The following is an 18,344-nucleotide window of genomic DNA, read 5'->3' on the forward strand; positions in this document are numbered from 1 at the left end:
GGGGCGGCGTGACGATCGAGTTCACCGCGTTCGAGTTCCCCGGTTGGTGGCTCGTCCTGGTCTTCATCGCCGACCTCATCATCCGCATCACCGCGGTGATCGTCGTCCCGCGCAACCGGCGCCCCACGGCGGCCATGGCCTGGCTGCTCGCGATCTACTTCATCCCGTTCGTCGGTGTGCTGCTGTTCCTCCTGATCGGCAACCCGCGCCTGCCGCGGAAGCGGCGCCGGATGCAGCGCGAGATCAACCAGTACATCCGCGAGACCAGCGAGGGGCTCGACTTCGGCACCCTCCGACCCGACGCCCCCGCGTGGTTCACCTCGGTCGTCACGCTCAACCGCAACCTCGGCGCGATGCCGCTCGCGGGCGACAACGGCGCGGAGATCATCTCCGACTACGAGGAGAGCATCCGCCGGATGGCGGAAGAGGTGCGCACGGCCGAGCGATACGTGCACGTCGAGTTCTACATCCTCCAGTCCGACGAGACGACCGACGTCTTCTTCGCGGCGCTCGAGGAGGTCGCAGCCCGCGGCGTGACTGTGCGCGTACTCCTGGACTACTGGGCCAACCGAGGCAAGCCGTACTATCGCGCCACGGTCAAGCGCCTCACGGCCATGGGCGCGGACTGGCACCACATGCTCCCGGTGCAGCCGCTGCGGGGGAAGTACCAGCGCCCCGATCTCCGCAACCACCGCAAGCTCATCGTCGTGGACGGCCGCGTGGCGTTCACCGGGTCGCAGAACATGACCGACTCGACCTACAACCTGAAGAAGAACATCAAGCGCGGCCTGCACTGGGTCGACCTGATGGTGCGGGTGCAGGGCCCCGTGGTCGCCAGCATCGACGCGGTGTTCCTCTCCGACTGGTACAGCGAGACCGGCTCGGCGCCATCGGAGGACGTGGGTCTGTTCGAGCTCGAGAGCGGGCCGGGCGACCTGGACTGCCAGATCGTCCCGTCCGGACCCGGGTTCGAGTTCCAGAACAACCTCAAGCTGTTCACCGCGCTCCTCTTCGCCGCTCAGAAGCGCGTGATCATCGTGAGCCCGTACTTCGTGCCCGACGAGGGGCTGCTGTTGGCGGTGCAGACAGCCTGCCAACGTGGCCTGCAGGTCGAGCTCTTCGTCTCGGAAGAGGGCGATCAGGCGATGGTCTACCACGCCCAGCGCAGCTACTACGAGGCGCTGCTGCGCGCGGGCGTGAAGATCTGGATGTACCGCAAGCCCTACATCCTGCACACGAAGAGCCTGACGATCGACGACGATGTCGCCATCATCGGCTCGAGCAACATGGACATGCGATCGTTCGGTCTGAACCTCGAGATCTCGATGCTCGTGCGCGGTGAGGAGTTCATCGCCCAGCTGCGCCAGGTCGAAGACCAGTACCGGTCGCTCTCGCGTGAGCTCACGCTCGAGGAGTGGATGAAGCAGCCGCTCAGGTCGACGGTGCTCGACAACCTCGCTCGCTTGACCTCCGCCCTGCAGTGATCGGGTTCTGAGACGATGCGCGGTGACGCGACACTCTCGGGATGACGGAAGGATGAGACCATGACGACGACACGTACGACCACGGCATCCGCACTGCTGCTCCTCTCGGCGTTCGCGCTCGCCGGCTGCGCCACGACCCCCGGCGGGGCCGCGCCCGGAAACACGGGTTCCAGCGGATCGGATGCCGGCTCCGCGGCGCCGTCGCAGGACGCCGACGTCGAGGCGGCGTGGCTCGACGGCGGGCGTGCTGTCGGCCTCGTGACCTACGGCAGCTCCTCGTGTCAGCCCGTCGTCGGCGAGGTGACAGCCTCGGGGCAGACGGTCACGGTCGAGCTGAGCGATCCCGAAGGGATGGCCTGCACGCGCGACTATGCGCCGCGCGCGTCGTACGTCGGGCTGCCGACGGGCGTCGACCCCACGCAGGACGTCGACATCGTCGTGTCCGGCGGTTACACCGGCGACGCCGACCTCGACGGGGTCGCCGGTCTCGAGGGCTCGACGGGCGGGGTGAACGACGAGATGCTGCCGAGCGCCGGCTGGTTCGACGACGCGGGCCTCGTTCTGCTGACCTGGGGCTCGTCGAGCTGCCCGCCCGTGTTCGAGACCGTCGCCCTCGACGGCGACGCGGTGCGCGCCAACGAGGCGACGCCCGCCGCCGACCAGGTCTGCACGATGGACTACGCGCCCCGGCTGAGCGTGGTCGCGGTCGAGGGCGTCTCGGACGACGCTCGCCCGGGCGAGATCGTGCTGGTGTCGCCCGCGGGCGACGAGCAGCGGATCTCCATCATCGGCTGACGCCGGCCCCTGCGGCCGTCAGCGCCAGCGTGCCGATCAGGCCATCGTGTCGAGGATGCCGGTGAGGTCGTCGTACGTCGTCCGCGGGTTGAGGATCGCGAAGCGGGCGTTCGTCCGACCGGCGTGACTGCTCGGGGTGACGAACGCGTGCTGACGCTCGAGCAGATCCGAGGACCAGCGCGCATAATCGGACCGCTCCCACCCGACGCGCTCGAAGACGACGACGCCGAGCTGCGGGCGGCGCACCAGCGTCAGCTCCGGGCGGCGTTCGATCTCGGCGGCGATGCGCTCGGCGAGCTCGATCGACCGGGTGATGGCGTCGCGGTACACGTCGGTGCCGTAGGTCGCGAGCGAGAACCACAGCGGAAGGCCGCGCGGCCGGCGCGTGAGGTGCACGGCGTAGTCCGACGGGCTCCAGTCGGAGGTCTCGGTCAGCGTGTCGAGGTACTCGGCGTGCTGCGTGTGCGCCTGCCGTCCAAGCTCCGGGTCGCGGTAGATCAGGGCGCACGCGTCGAACGGCGCGAACAGCCACTTGTGCGGGTCGACGATGACCGAGTCGGCGCTCTCGACACCGGCGAAGCGGTGGCGCGCAACCGGGGAGAGCATCGCCGCGAGACCGTACGCCCCGTCGACGTGCAGCCAGACGCCGTGCTCGCGCGTGACCGCCGACACCGAGGCGATGTCGTCGACGATGCCGAAGTTGGTCGACCCGGCGGTCGCGACGACCGCGAACACGCTCTCGCCGTGCTCCGCCAGCGCGGCCCGCACCGCGTCGCCGCGCAGCACGCCGTCATCCGCGACGGGTACGGCCACGACCTCGACATCCATGACCCGAGCGGCCGACGCGATCGACGAATGGGCCTCCGCGCTGCACACCACGCGCCAGCGGTCGGGACGGATGCCGCGCCCGCGAGCGGTCTCGCGAGCGGCGACGAGCGCCGAGAGGTTGCCGAGCGTGCCGCCCTGCACGAAGACACCACCGGCGCTCGCGGGCAGCCCGAACTCGTCGGCGAGCCAGCGAAGCACCTCGTTCTCGGCGTGCACCGCGCCGGCGCCCTCGAGCCACGATCCGCCGTAGAGCGCGCTCGCCGAGACGACGAGATCGAACGCAGCCGCGGCCTTCGACGGGGCACTCGGGATGAAGGAGAGGTAGCGGGGGTCGTCGGTCGAGATGCACGACGGGGCGAGGATGTGCTCGAAGACGCCGATGGCCTTGCGGGCTCCGATGCCGTCCGCGTCGATCGTCCGCCCGGCCAGCCGGCGCAGTTCGGACGGCGGCAGGGGCTTGTCGAGCGGTGTGTCTTCGGCGAGGAGCCGGCCGCGCGAGTACTCGAGCACGAGATCGACGATCGCGCGCGTCTCATCGGTGACGTCGTGCATGCGGGCGGGGAAGCGCTCGGTCATGGGTCCTCCTTGCGTCGAGGGTAGTTCGGGCGGGGCAGGGGCGGGGACCCCAGGCGGGGTCGGGTCAGGTCAGCGGCGGCGTGCGCGGTGGCGCGACCCGGCGAGGGGCGAGTGCCTCGACGGCGGCGCCGAGGCGGAGCAGTGCACTGTCGTCGTACGCGCGTCCGGCGATCGTCAGGCCGACCGGCATCCCGATGTCGGGCAGGAGTCCCATCGGAACCGTCACGGTCGGGATGCCGAGGTGGCGGATGGCGAGGTTGCCGTTGGCGATCCAGGTGCCGTTGCGCCACCCGATGTCGGCCGAAGCGGGGTTCACGTCCATGTCTGCGGGAGCGACATCGGCGACGGCGGGGAAGACGACGGCGTCGAGGCCCGCGGCATCCATCCACTCCTCGAGGTCGACGCGCCGGGTCTTTTCGAGGCCGCGAAGCCCGGCCTCGAGATGCGGGATGTCGGTGAGCGCGACGCCCGGATGTGCGCGGACCCAGGCGGGGTACTCGGCGATGTCGTCGTCGAACCCGTCGTAGCGCTCGGGCAGGGCGCCGTCGGGATGCGGGAAGATCCGCGCTCCGTCGACGTCCGCGAGACCGGGGAAGGCGGGGTCGCCGTTGGCCCGGAGGAAGTCGTCCCAGGCCCAGGCCGACAGGTCGACGATCTCGCGGCGCAGGTACTCGGGGCTCACGCGTCCGTTCGTCGCGACGGACCCCGCGCCGGGCCGGTCATTCTCGTAGCGCGACACGACGGGGAAGTCGGTCTCGACGACCTCTGCTCCGGCTGCCTCGAGCTCGGTGCGAAGCGACCGCCAGAGCGCGATCACGCCCGGTCGCGTCTCGATGCGCTGCCCGGTCGGCCCGCCGATGCCGGGGGAGTCGGCGGTGCCGGCATCCGGGTCGGCGTCGATGTACATGCGCGGGATGCCGATGCGCCGACCGGCCAGGACGGCGCGGGCGTCGGCGGGGCCTGTGACCGCGAGGTCGCGGTAGCTCGGCGGGCGGACGGTCGAGGCGGCCGGGACCTCGACCCAGGGCTGCATCCGCCAGAAGTCGCCGCGCGTGTCGGGATCGTCGGCGACGACGACGTCGAGCACGGCGAGCAGATCGGCCATCGTGCGGGTGTGGGGGACGACGACATCCATCGTCGGCACCAGTGGCCAGTTGCCGCGCACCGAGATCACGCCGCGCGACGGGGTGTAGGCGCAGAGGGCGTTGTGCGAGGCCGGGCCGCGCCCGCTCGACCACGTTTCTTCGCCGAGCCCGAACGCGGCGAAGCTCGCTGCGGTGGCCGTCCCCGAGCCGTTCGACGATCCCGATGCGAACGGGGCGGTCAGATAGTCGGCGTTGTACGGGCTCTCGGCCCGCCCGTAGAGACCGCGCTGCATGCCGCCGTTGGCCATCGGCGGCATGTTGGTCAGCCCGAGGCAGATGGCGCCGGCATCCCGCAGTCGCTCGATCGTGAAGGCGTCGCGTCGCGCGACGAGGTCCGCGAACGCGGGGCTTCCGGCAGCGGCGGTCAGGCCGCGCACGAGGTAGCTGTTCTTCGCGGTGTAGGGGATGCCGTCGAGCGGCCCCCGGCTCTCACCGCGCACGCGACGCTCATCCGACGAGCGGGCTTCGGCGAGGGCATCGGGGTTTCGGACCACGATCGCGTTCAGTGCGGTGGCGGTATCGGGGCCGTCGTAGGCGTCGATGCGGGCGAGGTAGGCCTCGACGAGCTCGACCGCGGTGGCTTCGCCGCTCGCGAGCGCCGCCCCCAGCTCGCCGATGGAGGCCTCGTAGACCTCGATCACCGTTCTGTCCCCATCGCTCCTACCGTCGAGTCGCCACGAAGTGCGTGTCCGCCGGGGGAGGGCAGGGCGGGCTGCTGCTGCGTGATGCAGTGGATGCCACCGCCGCGGGCGAAGAGCGGGCGCGCGTCGACCGTCACGACGCGGCGGCCGGGGTAGGCGTCGGCGAGGATGCCGCGGGCGCGGTCGTCGGCCACCGGGTCGCCGAAGCCGCACGCGATGACCCCGCCGTTGACGACGAGGTGATTGACGTAGCTGAAGTCGACGAAGCCCTCGTCGTCGCGCAGCTGCGCGGGGCCGGGCAGGTCGATGATCTCGAGGTGCCGGCCCGCGGCATCCGTCGCGGGCTCGAGGGCGGCGCGGATCTCGGGCATCACGGCGTGGTCGGGGTGCGCGGGGTCGGGCTGCGCGTGCAGGAGCACCCGTCCGGGCGCGGCGAAGGTCGCGACGATGTCGACGTGGCCGTTCGTGCCGAACTCGTCGTAGTCGCGCGTGAGTCCGCGCGGCAGCCAGATGGCCGTGTCGGCGCCGATCGTGCGCAGCATCTCGGCCTCGACGCGCGCCCGGTCGGCGAAGGGATTGCGGCGCGGATCGAGCTGGACGGTCTCGGTCAGCAGCACCGTGCCCTCGCCGTCGACGTGGATGCCGCCGCCCTCGTTGACGAGCATCGAGCTGACGAGCTCCGCTCCGACGTGGGCGGCGATGATGCGCGCGTGTTCGGCCGAGAGGCGCCAATCAGCCCAGTCGGGAGCGCCCCACCCGTTGAAGATCCAGTCGACCGCACCGAGCACGCCCGGCCGCTCGTCGTCGACGACGAAGGTGGGCCCGTGGTCGCGCATCCAGAACTCGTCGACCGGCGTCTCGTGCTGCTCGATCGCGCTGCCCAGCAGGTCGCGCGCCCGCGCGGTCTCGGTCGGATCGACGAGCATCGAGACCTGCTCGAACTCGGCGACGGCCCGGGCGACGGCCGTCCAGGCGGCGTATCCGTCGGCCCGGTCGGCATCGGTGTCTCCGAGGGTGAACCCGACGCGCGGGAACGCCATCCACGTGCGCTCGTGCGGCGCGGTCTCGGCCGGCATCCTCCAGGGCATCGCGGTCCTCCCGGACTAGTTGATCAGTTGATCAATTTCTGGGAAGCGTACAGACTGGCGGGCATGGCGTCAAAGGATTCTGCGGGGCGAGCGAGACTGAGCGGAGAGCAGCGCCGCGCGCAGATCGCCGCCGCCGCCGAGCGGATCGCCCGTGAGCACGGCCTGAGCGCGGTGACTCTGCGCGCCGTCGCGACGGCCGTCGGCGTCGGGCCAGCGCTCGTCGCGCACCACGCCCCGAGCATGGACGACGTCGTCGCCGCCGCCTTCGAGACGATCGTCGCGGCGGAGCTGAGCGATCTCGAGCACCTGCGGGCGGGCAGTCCCGATGCCGTCGCCCTCGTCCGCGAGCTGCTGCGCACGCTCCTCGACGGCACCCGTTCCGACGTCACCCTCGTGTGGGTGCAGTCGTGGGCGCTCGGTCGCCGGAACGAAGCGCTCGCCGAGCGGGTGCGCGCGCAGATGGATGCCTGGACCGCCTTCCTCGAGGGCATCATCCGCGACGGCGTCCGCGCGGGATCGTTCCGGGTCGACGACCCCGCCGCCGTCGCGGCCCAGGTGCTCGGGATGATCGACGGGCTCAACGCGCACGCTCTCGTCTCGTGGCACGACGCCGATGCGCGCATCCGCCTCATGTCGACCGCCGTCGAGGCGATGCTCGGACTCCGGCCCGGGGAGCTCACCGCCGCGTGACCACGTCGCTGTCACAGGCGGCGTCCAATCTCAACCCGTCTGCGACGTCTCCGGTGGTCGCCCTACGGTGGGGAGCACACAAGCGAGGGGGACACCGCCATGGCACATCGAGCACTCGTCCTGACCGGATCGGGTCGGTACGCCGATCCGTGGCACCCCTTCGCTGAGGTCGGGGCGCAGGTCGCCGACATCCTTCGCCACCGCGACTGGGATGTCGCCGTCTCGGACGACGTCGACCAGGGCATGGCGAACCTCGACGGATACGACCTCGTCGCGGTCTGCGCGGGCGACCCGTGGCGCAGCGGCACCAGCCTGACGCGGGGTGCTCCGCCGTCGTCCGTGGCCGGATTCGCCGCGGCGCTCGAGCGCGGCATCGGCGTCCTTGCCGTGCACTCGGCGGTCTCATCGCTGCGTGACTACCCGGAGTGGGCGCCGGCGCTCGGCGCGATCTGGCTGCCCGAGCTGTCGTTCCACCCGGAGGCGGGCGAGATGACGGTCCAGGTCGAGCCGGATGCCGTGCCCGCCGAGGTGCCGACCACCTTCCACACCCACGACGAGCGCTACTGCGCGCTGCAGCGGCTCGGGCAGCGCACCGTCGTGGCGTGGCACGAGGGCGACGGCGCGAAGGAGGCCGCGGCGTGGGTGCGGGAGTACGGCGGCGGGCGCATCGCGGTCGATGTGCTCGGCCACGACGCGCAAGCCTTCGAGGCCTCGGGCCATCGCACGCTGGTCGCCGCCCTCGCGGCCTGGGCGGTCGCCGGCAGCTGAATCGCGTGCCAGCGGTACCCGACGCGTCAGCGAAGCGCGGCGCGGTACCTCTCGACGACGACGGCTGCCACCGCCTCGTCGGGCGCGAGGGGGTCGGTCACGACGTCGGCGCCGGCGCCCGCGATCACGCCCGCGAAGTGCCCGGGCGCGAGGACATAGCTCGCGGCGAAGACGCGTGTCGCTCCGGCGGAGCGCGCGGCCGCGACCGCCGCGTCGATGCGGATGCCGGCGCCCGCGGCGAAACCCACCGACACCGGCATCCCCAGGCGGGCGGCCAGCAGGTCGGCCATCGCCGCGACGTCGACCTCGGCCGCCGGATCGGACGATCCCGCCGCCGCGAGCACGACGGCCTCGGCGCCGGGCGGCGCGTCGGCGGCGCCCAGGCCGGCGGCGCGCAGCCGCTCGGCGAGCAGACCGGCCAGCAGGTCGTGCGGACCGAGCGCGGGAGTCGCGACGCACGGGCCGGGAGCCGCTGCGACCGCACGTGCGATGTCGACCCGCGTGTGGAAGCCGGTGGAGAGCAGGAGAGGCACCACGACGGATGCCGCCCCCGCGGGCACGCCCGCCACGACGGCGTCGATCTCGGGTTCCTGCACGTCGACGAACGCCTCTTCGACCTGCACTCCGGGAAGCATCTGTCGGACTCGCGTCACGACGCCGGCGATCGCGGCGCGCCCCTCGAGGGAGCTCGTGCCGTGGGAGCAGGCGATGAGGACCGGCGTCATGGTGTCGCTCCCGTCGTCGTGAGGTCGAGGCGGTAGCCGCGCTTGACGACCGTCCGGATGAGGCCGGAGCACCCGAGCGCTTCGCGCGTGCGGGCGATCGCGACGTCGAGGGCGTGGTCGCCGGCGTTCGAACGCGGAAGCGACCGCTGCAGATCGGCGCGACTCACGACGCCACCCGCCGCGGTGAACAGCGCTTCGAGGATGAGGGCCGAGGTCGGCGAGAGCGGGATGACGCGGCCATCGAGAACGGCGGCCGAGCTGCGCAGCTCCAGCAGCCCCGCCGGCGTCGGAAGCGAGGGTGCGTGCCCGCCGCCGAAGTGGGTGACCACGGCACGGACGAGCGAGCCCAGCCGCCCGCGCTCGGCGATGAGAGGTTCCGCTCCGGCGCCGCGGAGGGGAGCCGCCGTGATCGGCCCGACGGCCGCGAGAAGCAGCCGCCGGCCCCGCGCCCGCCGGACGATCTCGTCGATGACACCCTCGCGCCGGGCCGTCGCGATCCATTCCGCTGCGCCCGGAGCGGACGTGAACAGCACCGCGTCGACCTCACCCTGCGCGGTCGCGACGACCGAGCGCGCGACGGCGGCCGGATCCGGCGGCGGCCCCCACCGGTACACGGTGAGGCTGACGACCTCCGCGCCCGCCCCCGTGAACAGTTCGTCGAGGCCATCGGCTCCCGAACCGTGATGCTGCACCGCGACGCGGCGACCGCGCACGCCTTCGGCGAGCAGGAACTCGCCGAGCTCACCCGAGGTCTCCGACTCGGCGACCCAGTCCGCCAGCAGACCCGCTTGCTGGATCGCGCCGCGCGCCTTGGGCCCGCGGGCGACGATCTGGGCACCCGCGAAGGCGTCGTGCAGATCGTCGAGGAGTCCCGCTTCGTCGGCAGCCTCCATCCAGCCCCGGAATCCCACGCCCGTCGTCACGACGACGACATCCGGCGGATCGGCGATGAGCGAGCGCGTCGCCGAGATGAGTGCCTCGTCGTCGATGTGGGGCACGATGCTCAGCGCCGGGGCATGGCGCACGGTCGCTCCGTGTCTCTCGAGCGCCGTCGCGAGCTCGTTCGATCGCCGATCGACGGCGATGACGATCGTGCAGCCGCCGAGGGCGGCCGAGAGCGCGGGACGGACGGACTGGTTCACCGGATGACGCGCTCCCGGTCCTCAGCCGGCGCGAGCAGCAGGCCCGCTCGGGCGACCTCGCCGATCACGATGACGGCGGGATTCGTGACACCGGCGGCTGCGGCATCCGCGAGCACCGTCGCGAGCGTCGATCGGGTCGTGCGCTGCTGCGGCGTGTGCCCCCGCTCGACGATGGCGACCGGACGCTCGAGAGGAGCGCCCGCGGCCCGCGCGGCCTCGACGATGCGCGGCAGCGCGGCGACGCCCATCAGGAAGACGGTCGTGATCGCGTCGTCGCCGAGCGCCGCCCGTGTCGACGGCGTGATCGGCCCCTGGCCGTTGGCGACGTGGAGCCCGCCCGAGACGCCGCGGTGGGTGACCGGGATGCCGGCGGCTTGCGGCACCGAGACGATGCTCGTGAGGCCGGGGACGACCTCGACCGGGATGCCGGCCGCGTGGCAGGCCGCGACCTCCTCGCCACCGCGGCCGAAGACGAACGGGTCGCCGCCTTTCAGGCGCACGACGCGTTTGCCGGCGCGGGCATGAGCGACCAGCAGGGCGTTGATCTCGTCCTGCGTCACCGGGTGGTGGCCGGGCTGCTTGCCGACGTCGATGACCTCGACACCGGGCTCGAGCTCGTGAAGGACGTCGACGGGGCCGAGCCGGTCGGCCACGACGACATCCGCTTCGGCGAGCAGGCGCCGACCCCGTACGGTCATGAGGTCGGCCGGACCCGGGCCGCCGCCGACGAGGTCGACGCGGCCGCCGCCGCGGCGGCGTCGGCGCAGCGGCAGCATTCCGGCACGCAGGGCGGCGGCGATTGCATCGCGCAGGCGTACGGCGCGCCGCGGGTCGACGCCCGCGTCCGAGGCGACCCCCACGATGACGTCGCCGCTGCGGGTCTCGGCCGTCAGTCGCGCGGTGCCGTGCGCGCCGTCGGACGTGTTGACGCAAAAGACCCGTTCGGATTCGCACCAGGCCGCGACCGCGGCATCCACGCGAGGGATGCCGGTGGCTGTGTGCACGAGCCAGGCGTCGGCGATGTCGTCGCGCCGCGCTTCGCGGGACACCCACGTCAGCCCGTGGGCGGCGACTGCGGCGCGCATCGCGTCACCGAGCTCCGGTGAGACGATGCGGACGTCGGCCCCTTCGTCGAGGAATCGGCCGAGTCTGCGGGCGGCGACGGCGCCGCCGCCGACGAAGACGACGCGGCGGCCGGTGAGCGAGAGCCCGAGCATCGTCGTCATGCCGCACCTCCGTCGCGGATGAAGACGGTGCCTTCGCCGTTCACGGCCACCGGCCAGACCGGCAGCATCCGCTGCTCCTTGCCCTGGGTGTCGAGGCACACGCCCGTCCGCAGGTCGAAGACCTGCTTGTACATCGGCGACGCGACGGTGGGGGCGTCGCCGCGGGTGCCGACGATCCCGCGCGACATGACGTTCGCGCCGCTGTACGGGTCGAGGTTGGCCGTCGCGTGAACACGACCGTCGTGCAGGAGGAACAGGGCGATTTGCCGGTCTCCGAGCAACGCCGCACGGCCACGCTCGACCTCGAGGTCGTCGAGCCGGCACACCGCCGTCCACGCCGAGCTGCGGCTCCGCGCGCGGGGTGCGCTGCCGGTCTCGCTCATCGTGTCGTCCACCAGGGTCATCGCCGCACCTCCAGGGTCGTGCCGGCGATGAGCACGCGGTCGTCCGTGCGTTCGTCGGCGGTCGCGGGGCGCGGCTGACCTCGCTCGACTGTGTACGCCAGCGACGGGTCCGGCGTCGTCGGCGCGTTGACGAACGACGCGAACCGCCGCAGCTTCTCGGGGTCGGCGAGGGTCGCCGCCCACTCGTCCTCGTAGGCGTCGATGTGGCGCGCCATGGCGGCATCCAGGTCGGCGCAGATGCCGAGCGAGTCGTCGAAGATGACCTCCCGCAGCCCGTCGATGCCGCCCTCGAGGTCTTCGAACCACGGAGCCGTGCGCTGCAGTCGGTCGGCCGTCGAGATGTAGTACATCAGGAAGCGGTCGATCGCCCTCAGGAGGGCGTCGTCGTCGAGGTTCTCGGCCAGCAGCACCGCGTGACGCGGAGTGAACCCGCCGTTTCCGCCGACGTAGACGTTCCACCCGGTCTCGGTCGCGATGACCCCCACGTCCTTCCCGCGGGCCTCGGCGCATTCGCGGGCGCATCCCGAGACCCCGAGCTTGAACTTGTGCGGAGCGCGCAGGCCCCGGTACCGCAGCTCGAGGCGCACCGCCATGCCGACGGAGTCCTGCACCCCGTACCGGCACCAGGTCGACCCCACGCACGACTTCACGGTGCGCAGCGACTTGCCGTACGCGTGACCCGACTCGAAGCCGGCCTCGACGAGTCGCCCCCAGATCGCCGGCAGCTGTTCCAACCGGGCCCCGAAGAGGTCGATCCGCTGGCCGCCGGTGATCTTCGTGTACAGGTTGAAGTCCTGGGCGACCTGCGCGATCACGAGCAGCTTCGCCGGGGTGATCTCGCCGCCCGGGATGCGGGGGACGACGGAGTAGCTGCCGTCCTTCTGCATGTTCGCCATGACGTGATCGTTCGTGTCCTGCAGCGTCGCGTTCTCGCCGTCGAGCACGTGACGGCCGGTGAGGGTCGACAGGATGCTGGCGAGCGCGGGCTTGCAGATGTCGCATCCGCGCCCCGCGCCGAAGCGCTCGATCACGGCGCTGAACGTCGTCAGGCCCGACACCCGCACCGCGTCGAAGAGCTGCCGGCGCGACAGGTCGAAGTGCTCGCAGAGGGCGTTGCTGACGGTCGCGCCCGACCTCGCGAGCTCGGCGCCGACCAGCTTCTTGATCATCGGGACGCACGAGCCGCACGCGGCTCCCGCCTTCGTGCAGGCCTTGACGGCGGCGACATCCGTGCATCCCTCGTCGTGGACGGCCGAACGGATGCCGCCCGCCGTCACGCTGTTGCACGAGCAGACGAGGGCCGCATCGGGCAGCTCGCCGGTCGGGGCCGCGACGCCGCCGTCCGGCATCAGGTAGGCGACCGGGTCGCCGCCGAGCGCGCCGCCGACGAGCGGGCGGAGCGATCCGTAGGCCGACGCGTCTCCGACGAGGATGCCGCCGAGCAGTGTCTTCGCGTCGTCGGAGAGCACGAGCTTCTTGTAGACCCCGGCCACCGGGTCGGCGTACACGACGTCGAGCGCTCCGGGCGTCTCGGCGAACGCGTCGCCGAAGCTCGCGACATCCACGCCCGACAGCTTCAGCTTCGTCGATACGTCGAAACCGCCGAAGCTGGCCTCGAGCCCGAGCAGGCGCGTCGCGGCGACCTCGGCCATCGCGTAGCCGGGAGCAACGAGACCGACGCACTGCCCGCCGAAGCTGGCGACCTCGCCGATCGCCAGGATTCGGGCATCCGAGGTGTCGCACCCCTGGTCGATCACGACGCCGCCGCGCGGGTCGACAGCGAGGCCCGCTGCGCGCGCGAGCTCGTCGCGGGGCCGGACGCCGACGGTGAAGACGACGACGTCGGTGCGCTCCCACGTGCCGTCGCGGAACTCGAGCCCGACCACCTGGCCGGTGCGATCGGCGTCGAGTCGGGTGGTCAGCGCCGAGGTGCGCACCCCGATTCCCCGTGCCGTGATCAGGCGGCGCAGGGCATCTCCGGCCGCAAGGTCGAGCTGAGCCGACATCAGCCTGTCGGAGGACTGCACGACGGTGCAGTCGACGTCGAGTCCCTGCAGCGCGCCCGCCGCTTCGAGGCCGAGCAGGCCGCCGCCGATGACGGTTCCGGTGAGCGGCCGGCCGAGCTCGGCCGACCGGCGCTGCACGAACGCCTCGAGGGCTTCGACGTCGTCGAGGGTGCGGTAGACGAAGCAGCCCTCGTGGTCGTATCCGTCCACGGCGAGCCGGGCCGCGTACGAGCCCGTCGCGAGCACGAGCCGGTCGTAAGCGATGCGCCCGCCGGTGTCGACGAGCACCTCGCCGGCGTCGCGGTCGATGCCGGTGACGGTGCGCCCGCGGAGGAACCGCACGCGCTCGTCGTCGAACGGCGACCGGGCGAGCTCGAGGTCTTCGGTGGAGGCGCCGGCGAAGAACGACGTCAGCCCGACCCGGTCGTAGGGGTGTCGCGGCTCGTCGCCGACGACCGTCACGCGCCAGGTGTCGTCTGCGCGGCTCAGCAGGCTCTCGACGAAACGGTGGGCGACCATCCCGGCACCCACCACGACGACGTGTCGGGTGGGGCCGGTGGAGCTCATGTCGTGACCGTACGCGGGCGAGGTTGCGGCGCCGTCAGCGGCGTGTTTCCGGCTGTTTACGGTGCGGACCATGGGTCACACCCGGGCGGTCGCGGGCTCGACCGCTGCCGGCTCCGCGGCGGCGGGCTCGGTGGCTACAGGCTCGGCGGTCCCGGTCGCGCGGGTTCGCTTCGGCGCGCGTACGCGGCGCGGCGAAGTCGGCCGGCCGTAGGTGAAGTAGAGCGGGATCGCGACGAAGACGAGGCCTCCGACGAGGTTGCCGAGCACAGTGGGGATCTCGTTCCAGATCAGGTAGTCCATGATCGTGAAGTCGCCGCCGAGGAGGAGCCCCGAGGGGAACAGGAACATGTTCACGATCGAGTGCTCGAATCCCATGAAGAAGAAGAGCATGATCGGCATCCACATCGCGAAGATCTTGCCGATGACATCCTTCGAGATCATCGCCAGCACGACGCCCGTCGCGACCATCCAGTTGCACAGGACGCCGCGGACGAAGAGCGTGAGCATGCCCGCCGCGCCGTGCTCGGCGTAGCCGACCGTGCGGCCCTCGCCGATGTGGCCGATCGCCTGACCCACCTCGTTCGGCGGCGTCGAGAAGCCGTACGTGACGACGATCGCCATCAGCACGGCCACGGTGAAGGCGCCGATGAAGTTGCCGAGGAACACCAGTCCCCAGTTGCGCAAGATGCCGCCGAGCGTCACCCCCGGCCGCCGGTCGAGCCAGGCGAGCGGTGCGAGCACGAAGACGCCGGTCAGCAGGTCGTAGCCGAGCAGGTACAGCATGATGAAGCCGATCGGGAAGAGCACGGCGCCGAGCAGCGGCATCCCCGTCGTCACGGTGATGGTCACGGCGAAGGCAGCGGCGATCGTAAGGACGGCGCCGCCCATGATGGAGCGGATGAGCGTGTCGCGGGTCGAGAGCATGACCTTCGACGCGCCCGCGTCGATGACGGTCTGAACGAGCTCGGTGGGCTTGACGTAGGACATCGCGTCCTCCTTCGGTCGAGAGCCGGTGGGTATGGTGCTCGACGCTAGAGGCGGGGTGTTTCCCCGGCGGTCTCGCTGATCGTCCGTTCCGTTACCTCTTTCTCTCTTCGGACCATCGGCGGTTGTGAGATCGCGGGCGCTGGTGGCGATTCGGGCGGGGTGGTGCAGAGTAGCGGTGTGCCCGTCGTCTCTGCCCTGTACCGCTATCCCGTCAAGGGGTTCACTCCCGAAGCGCGCGACGAGCTCGTCGTCCAGCCCGACGGCCGAATCGCCGGCGACCGGGTGCTCGCGTTCCGCTTCGCCGACGCGGTGGAGCCCGAGGGCGCCGACGGCCTGGAGTCGTGGCCGAAGAGCCGCGGCCTCGCGCTCATGGACTTCCCGGCGCTTGCTCGTGTGGCCCTGCAATTCGACGCCGACGCGCGGTGGCTGCGGCTGAGCGCCGACGGTGTCGTGCTCGCGGAGGCGGGGCTCGACGACGCCGGGCGGCGCGAGCTCGAGGAAGCCGTGACCGCGTTCGTGCAGGCGTCACCGGATGCCCGGCGGCTCGAGAAGGAGGGGGTGCTGCCCCTGCGGCTCGTCGGCGACGGTGTCACCGCCCGGTTCCAGGACCGGGCACGCGGCTACGTCTCGCTGCACGGTGCCGCCTCGGTCGAGGACGTGGATGCTGCGGTGGCCGCGCCCGTCGACAGCCGGCGGTTCCGCTCGAACATCGTCGTTTCGGGTGCCGGGGCGTGGGATGAACTGGGGTGGAGCGGGCGCGTCCGCATCGGTGAGGTCGCGTTCGACGTGCAGCGCCCCATCGGCCGGTGCGCCGCGATCATGGCCAACCCCGACACGGGCGAGCGCGACGCGCGGCTGCTGCGCGTGCTGACGACCGAGTTCGATCAGGCGGAGCCGACCCTCGGTATCCTGCTCCTCCCCGCCGACGGCGGGGGAGTGGTGCGGGTGGGCGACGAGGTCGTCGTCGAGGGCTGAGCCGGGATGACGGCATCCGTTCGTGGGTGCCGGGATGCAAGCGTTCCCGACCGACACCCCGGGACGGATGCCGCTGAGCGGCGTGTCGGTCGCGGCGCCTTGCAGCGCGGTACGGGGTTGGTGCTCGAGGGCTGAGCCGGGATGTCGGCGGCGGGAGCTTCTACGGCGTCGGTGCGTTCTGCGCCGGGTCGACGGCCCCGCGTCCGCGGACGGCATACGTCCACAGCCCGAGGAGAACCGCAGCGGCGAGAATCAACGAGAAGCCGGACCGGACCGCGTTCGCGCTGAAGCCGAGCCCGCCTCCCGCAGCGAATGCGACGAGCACGGCCACGTACGCCCCTGCCGGGCGGAGGTGCTGTTCACCGTCGTCGGCGATGCGGCGTGCGACCGCGCGTCCCAGCAGGCCGGCGGCCATCTGGATGACCGAGGTGACGGCGATGTTGCCATAGAGCATCCCCGTCTCGCGGTGAAAGGCGTTGCCCTGAACGCCGGCGACGAAGCTGACGGCCCCGGCGATCCACATCGGTTCCGATCCGCGGGTGACGCTCAGCACGGCGAGGACCGTGACGATCACGACCTCGCCGAGAAGGACGGGCGCCGAGTACGACTTCCCCCGGCGAGCGAGCCCGAGGATGAGGATGCTGCACGCGAAGGCTCCGGCCGCGAAGACGAGAACGGAACTGGCCGCAAGGAGCGCGCGGTCGACGTCTCCCTCCGCGGTGGCGTAGCCCAGCGAGATGAGATTGCCGGATTGCACGGTCGCGAACGTGCCGACCTGGCCGAACGTCCATGCGTCGAGCAGTCCGGAGACAAACGCGAGAGACGCCGACGCCCACACCGTCTCCAGGAGCGGGTAGCGACGAATCGATGAGGCGTGGGCGAGCGACATGGAACCTCCCTGGGCCTTCCACCCAAGCGAACGGAGCGATCGACGGCGTCCGACGAGTGTCGAATACCCGTTCGTCAGCTATCCCTGTGACGCATCGCGGGGCATCGCCAGACTCCTGAATACCGTCCGGATCCGTCACGAAGGAGCAAGCCATGGATTCGTCTGAGAACGTCCCCGTCGGGCACGAGGTTCCCACGCTGGGCAACCCCGACTTGCCGCAGGAGGGCGAGGTCAACATCGCCGATCGCCCGCAGAGCAACACGATGACCGGCCCGCAGAACACGGCTATCACCTCGCAGTTCCCCAACCAGATTCACGCGCCGGCGACCGACATCAGCACCCAGCCGTTTTTCTGGTCCTCGTTCAACATCTCGCCGCGCCGCGTCCAGCGGGGCGGCTGGGCGCGGGAGCTGACGAAGCAGGATTTCCACATCTCCGACGAGATCGCCGGCGTCAACATGTACCTCGAGCCCGGCGGCATCCGTGAGCTGCACTGGCACCAGACTGCCGAGTGGGCCGTCATGACCCGGGGCAAAGCGCGCGTCACGACCCTCAGTCGCTCCGGTCTTCCCGCCGTGGAAGACGTGGAGGAGGGCGATCTGTGGTTCTTCCCCGCCGGTACCCCGCACTCGCTCCAGGGTCTCGGACCCGACGGGGCCGAGTTCGTCCTCGCCTTCGATGACGGCGACCAGTCCGAGTCGAACACGCTGCTCCTCACCGACTGGTTCGCCCACACACCGCCGGAGGTCCTGGCGAAGAACTTCGGCGTTGCCCAGGAGGTCTTCTCCGACATCCCTCTGCACAACCTGTGGATCTTCCCCGGTGACGAGCCGCCGGCGCTCGAGGCCGACCAGGCCGCGGCCGGCGTCGAGTGGGGCATGGAGCCGGTCATCTTCCGCCTCTCGCGATCGAAGCCGTTGCACGAGAACACGGGCGGCTCCATCCAGATCGCCGACTCGACCAACTACACGTACTCATCCACGGTCGCCGCGGCACTCGTCACCGTCGAGCCGGGCTCCATGCGAGAGCTGCATTGGCACCCGAATGCCGATGAGTGGCAGTACTACCTTCGCGGTTCTGCCCGCATGACGGTGTTCAACACCGGACCGCATGCGAACACCACGGACTTCCGTGCTGGCGACGTGGGCGTGGTCCGCAAAAACTTCGGCCACTACATCGAGAACACCGGTGACGACGTGCTGCAGTTCCTCGAGGTGTTCCGCACCGACAAGTACGAGGAGATCTCCCTCGCGAACTGGCTGTCCCACGTGCCGCCGCAGCTCGTCTCGGCGCACCTCAACATCGACCCTGCGGTTCTCGCGACCTTCCCGCGCGGCTCGCAGGGCATCACACCGCTGCGATGAGCCGCGACACCGCCTCGGGTTCATGCCCGAGGCGGTGAACGGCA

The 18,344-nt window shown here is 71.2% G+C and carries 16 protein-coding genes; 6 read left to right on the top strand and 10 right to left on the bottom strand.

Going from position 1 to position 18,344, the window contains the following annotated elements; genetic code table 11:
- Window positions 1-14: 14 nt before the first annotated feature.
- A complete protein-coding gene (gene cls, locus VC184_RS01550; protein ID WP_274178536.1) occupies window positions 15-1,484 on the top strand; it encodes a cardiolipin synthase in 1,470 nt (489 codons plus the stop codon).
- A gap of 60 nt (window positions 1,485-1,544) precedes the next feature.
- A complete protein-coding gene (locus VC184_RS01555; protein ID WP_323987095.1) occupies window positions 1,545-2,279 on the top strand; it encodes a hypothetical protein in 735 nt (244 codons plus the stop codon).
- Between the two features lie 36 nt (window positions 2,280-2,315).
- Here VC184_RS01555 and VC184_RS01560 read toward each other — a convergent pair whose 3' ends face one another.
- The 3 genes from VC184_RS01560 to VC184_RS01570 form a co-directional block, all read right to left on the bottom strand.
- Window positions 2,316-3,683 (bottom strand): pyridoxal phosphate-dependent decarboxylase family protein, encoded by a 1,368-nt coding sequence (locus tag VC184_RS01560; protein ID WP_323987097.1) that lies wholly within the window; start codon window positions 3,681-3,683, stop codon window positions 2,316-2,318.
- A gap of 64 nt (window positions 3,684-3,747) precedes the next feature.
- Window positions 3,748-5,469, bottom strand: coding sequence for an amidase (locus VC184_RS01565; protein ID WP_323987099.1), 1,722 nt, complete (start codon window positions 5,467-5,469; stop codon window positions 3,748-3,750).
- Window positions 5,466-6,557, bottom strand: coding sequence for an agmatine deiminase family protein (locus VC184_RS01570; protein ID WP_323987100.1), 1,092 nt, complete (start codon window positions 6,555-6,557; stop codon window positions 5,466-5,468). Before VC184_RS01570 ends, VC184_RS01565 begins: the two co-directional genes overlap by 4 nt.
- Before the next feature lie 63 nt (window positions 6,558-6,620).
- On the opposite strand from VC184_RS01570, the gene VC184_RS01575 reads away from it, so the two are divergent.
- Together VC184_RS01575 and VC184_RS01580 are read left to right on the top strand one after the other, a co-directional pair.
- The gene (locus VC184_RS01575) at window positions 6,621-7,247 is read left to right on the top strand and encodes a TetR/AcrR family transcriptional regulator (RefSeq protein WP_323987101.1); all 627 of its coding nucleotides are present in this window, start codon (window positions 6,621-6,623) and stop codon (window positions 7,245-7,247) included.
- A 99-nt stretch (window positions 7,248-7,346) separates the two neighbouring features.
- On the top strand, window positions 7,347-8,015 hold the full coding sequence (locus tag VC184_RS01580; RefSeq protein WP_112616041.1) for a ThuA domain-containing protein: 669 nt from the start codon (window positions 7,347-7,349) through the stop codon (window positions 8,013-8,015).
- A gap of 26 nt (window positions 8,016-8,041) precedes the next feature.
- On the opposite strand, the gene VC184_RS01585 is transcribed toward VC184_RS01580, so the two are convergent.
- From VC184_RS01585 to VC184_RS01610, 6 genes are all read right to left on the bottom strand, one after another.
- On the bottom strand, window positions 8,042-8,740 hold the full coding sequence (locus VC184_RS01585) for a sirohydrochlorin chelatase (RefSeq protein ID WP_323987102.1): 699 nt from the start codon (window positions 8,738-8,740) through the stop codon (window positions 8,042-8,044).
- The gene (locus tag VC184_RS01590) at window positions 8,737-9,882 is read right to left on the bottom strand and encodes a uroporphyrinogen-III synthase (protein WP_112616045.1); all 1,146 of its coding nucleotides are present in this window, start codon (window positions 9,880-9,882) and stop codon (window positions 8,737-8,739) included. The genes VC184_RS01585 and VC184_RS01590 overlap by 4 nt, the downstream gene beginning before the upstream one ends.
- Window positions 9,879-11,108 carry a uroporphyrinogen-III C-methyltransferase gene (gene cobA, locus VC184_RS01595; RefSeq protein WP_323987103.1) on the bottom strand — a complete coding sequence of 410 codons (1,230 nt, stop codon included), beginning with the start codon at window positions 11,106-11,108 and terminating at the stop codon, window positions 9,879-9,881. The genes VC184_RS01590 and cobA overlap by 4 nt, the downstream gene beginning before the upstream one ends.
- The gene (nirD, locus tag VC184_RS01600; RefSeq protein ID WP_404568346.1) at window positions 11,105-11,512 is read right to left on the bottom strand and encodes a nitrite reductase small subunit NirD; all 408 of its coding nucleotides are present in this window, start codon (window positions 11,510-11,512) and stop codon (window positions 11,105-11,107) included. Before nirD ends, cobA begins: the two co-directional genes overlap by 4 nt.
- Window positions 11,509-14,085, bottom strand: coding sequence for a nitrite reductase large subunit NirB (nirB, locus tag VC184_RS01605; RefSeq protein WP_323987105.1), 2,577 nt, complete (start codon window positions 14,083-14,085; stop codon window positions 11,509-11,511). Before nirB ends, nirD begins: the two co-directional genes overlap by 4 nt.
- Window positions 14,086-14,160: 75 nt before the next feature.
- Entirely contained in the window at window positions 14,161-15,072 is a 912-nt protein-coding gene (locus VC184_RS01610) for a formate/nitrite transporter family protein (RefSeq protein WP_112616051.1), read from the bottom strand.
- Between the two features lie 177 nt (window positions 15,073-15,249).
- On the opposite strand from VC184_RS01610, the gene VC184_RS01615 reads away from it, so the two are divergent.
- A complete protein-coding gene (locus tag VC184_RS01615; RefSeq protein ID WP_323987106.1) occupies window positions 15,250-16,047 on the top strand; it encodes an MOSC domain-containing protein in 798 nt (265 codons plus the stop codon).
- A gap of 160 nt (window positions 16,048-16,207) precedes the next feature.
- On the opposite strand, the gene VC184_RS01620 is transcribed toward VC184_RS01615, so the two are convergent.
- Window positions 16,208-16,936, bottom strand: coding sequence for a YoaK family protein (locus VC184_RS01620; RefSeq protein ID WP_323987107.1), 729 nt, complete (start codon window positions 16,934-16,936; stop codon window positions 16,208-16,210).
- Window positions 16,937-17,088: 152 nt separating this feature from the next.
- Between VC184_RS01620 and VC184_RS01625 the strand changes: the two genes are divergently transcribed.
- The gene (locus tag VC184_RS01625) at window positions 17,089-18,300 is read left to right on the top strand and encodes a cupin domain-containing protein (RefSeq protein WP_323987108.1); all 1,212 of its coding nucleotides are present in this window, start codon (window positions 17,089-17,091) and stop codon (window positions 18,298-18,300) included.
- The last annotated feature ends 44 nt before the right edge of the window (window positions 18,301-18,344 follow it).

Source organism: Microbacterium plantarum, assembly GCF_035231185.1.
GTDB classification, from domain to species: domain Bacteria; phylum Actinomycetota; class Actinomycetes; order Actinomycetales; family Microbacteriaceae; genus Microbacterium; species Microbacterium plantarum.

Coding starts and splice junctions, on each gene's coding strand:
- VC184_RS01555 (WP_323987095.1), top strand. CDS start 1,545: ATGACGACGACACGTACGACCACGGCATCCGCACTGCTGCTCCTCTCG.
- VC184_RS01560 (WP_323987097.1), bottom strand. CDS start 3,683: ATGACCGAGCGCTTCCCCGCCCGCATGCACGACGTCACCGATGAGACG.
- VC184_RS01570 (WP_323987100.1), bottom strand. CDS start 6,557: ATGCCCTGGAGGATGCCGGCCGAGACCGCGCCGCACGAGCGCACGTGG.
- VC184_RS01575 (WP_323987101.1), top strand. CDS start 6,621: ATGGCGTCAAAGGATTCTGCGGGGCGAGCGAGACTGAGCGGAGAGCAG.
- VC184_RS01580 (WP_112616041.1), top strand. CDS start 7,347: ATGGCACATCGAGCACTCGTCCTGACCGGATCGGGTCGGTACGCCGAT.
- VC184_RS01585 (WP_323987102.1), bottom strand. CDS start 8,740: ATGACGCCGGTCCTCATCGCCTGCTCCCACGGCACGAGCTCCCTCGAG.
- cobA (WP_323987103.1), bottom strand. CDS start 11,108: ATGACGACGATGCTCGGGCTCTCGCTCACCGGCCGCCGCGTCGTCTTC.
- nirD (WP_404568346.1), bottom strand. CDS start 11,512: ATGACCCTGGTGGACGACACGATGAGCGAGACCGGCAGCGCACCCCGC.
- nirB (WP_323987105.1), bottom strand. CDS start 14,085: ATGAGCTCCACCGGCCCCACCCGACACGTCGTCGTGGTGGGTGCCGGG.
- VC184_RS01610 (WP_112616051.1), bottom strand. CDS start 15,072: ATGTCCTACGTCAAGCCCACCGAGCTCGTTCAGACCGTCATCGACGCG.
- VC184_RS01620 (WP_323987107.1), bottom strand. CDS start 16,936: ATGTCGCTCGCCCACGCCTCATCGATTCGTCGCTACCCGCTCCTGGAG.
- VC184_RS01625 (WP_323987108.1), top strand. CDS start 17,089: ATGGATTCGTCTGAGAACGTCCCCGTCGGGCACGAGGTTCCCACGCTG.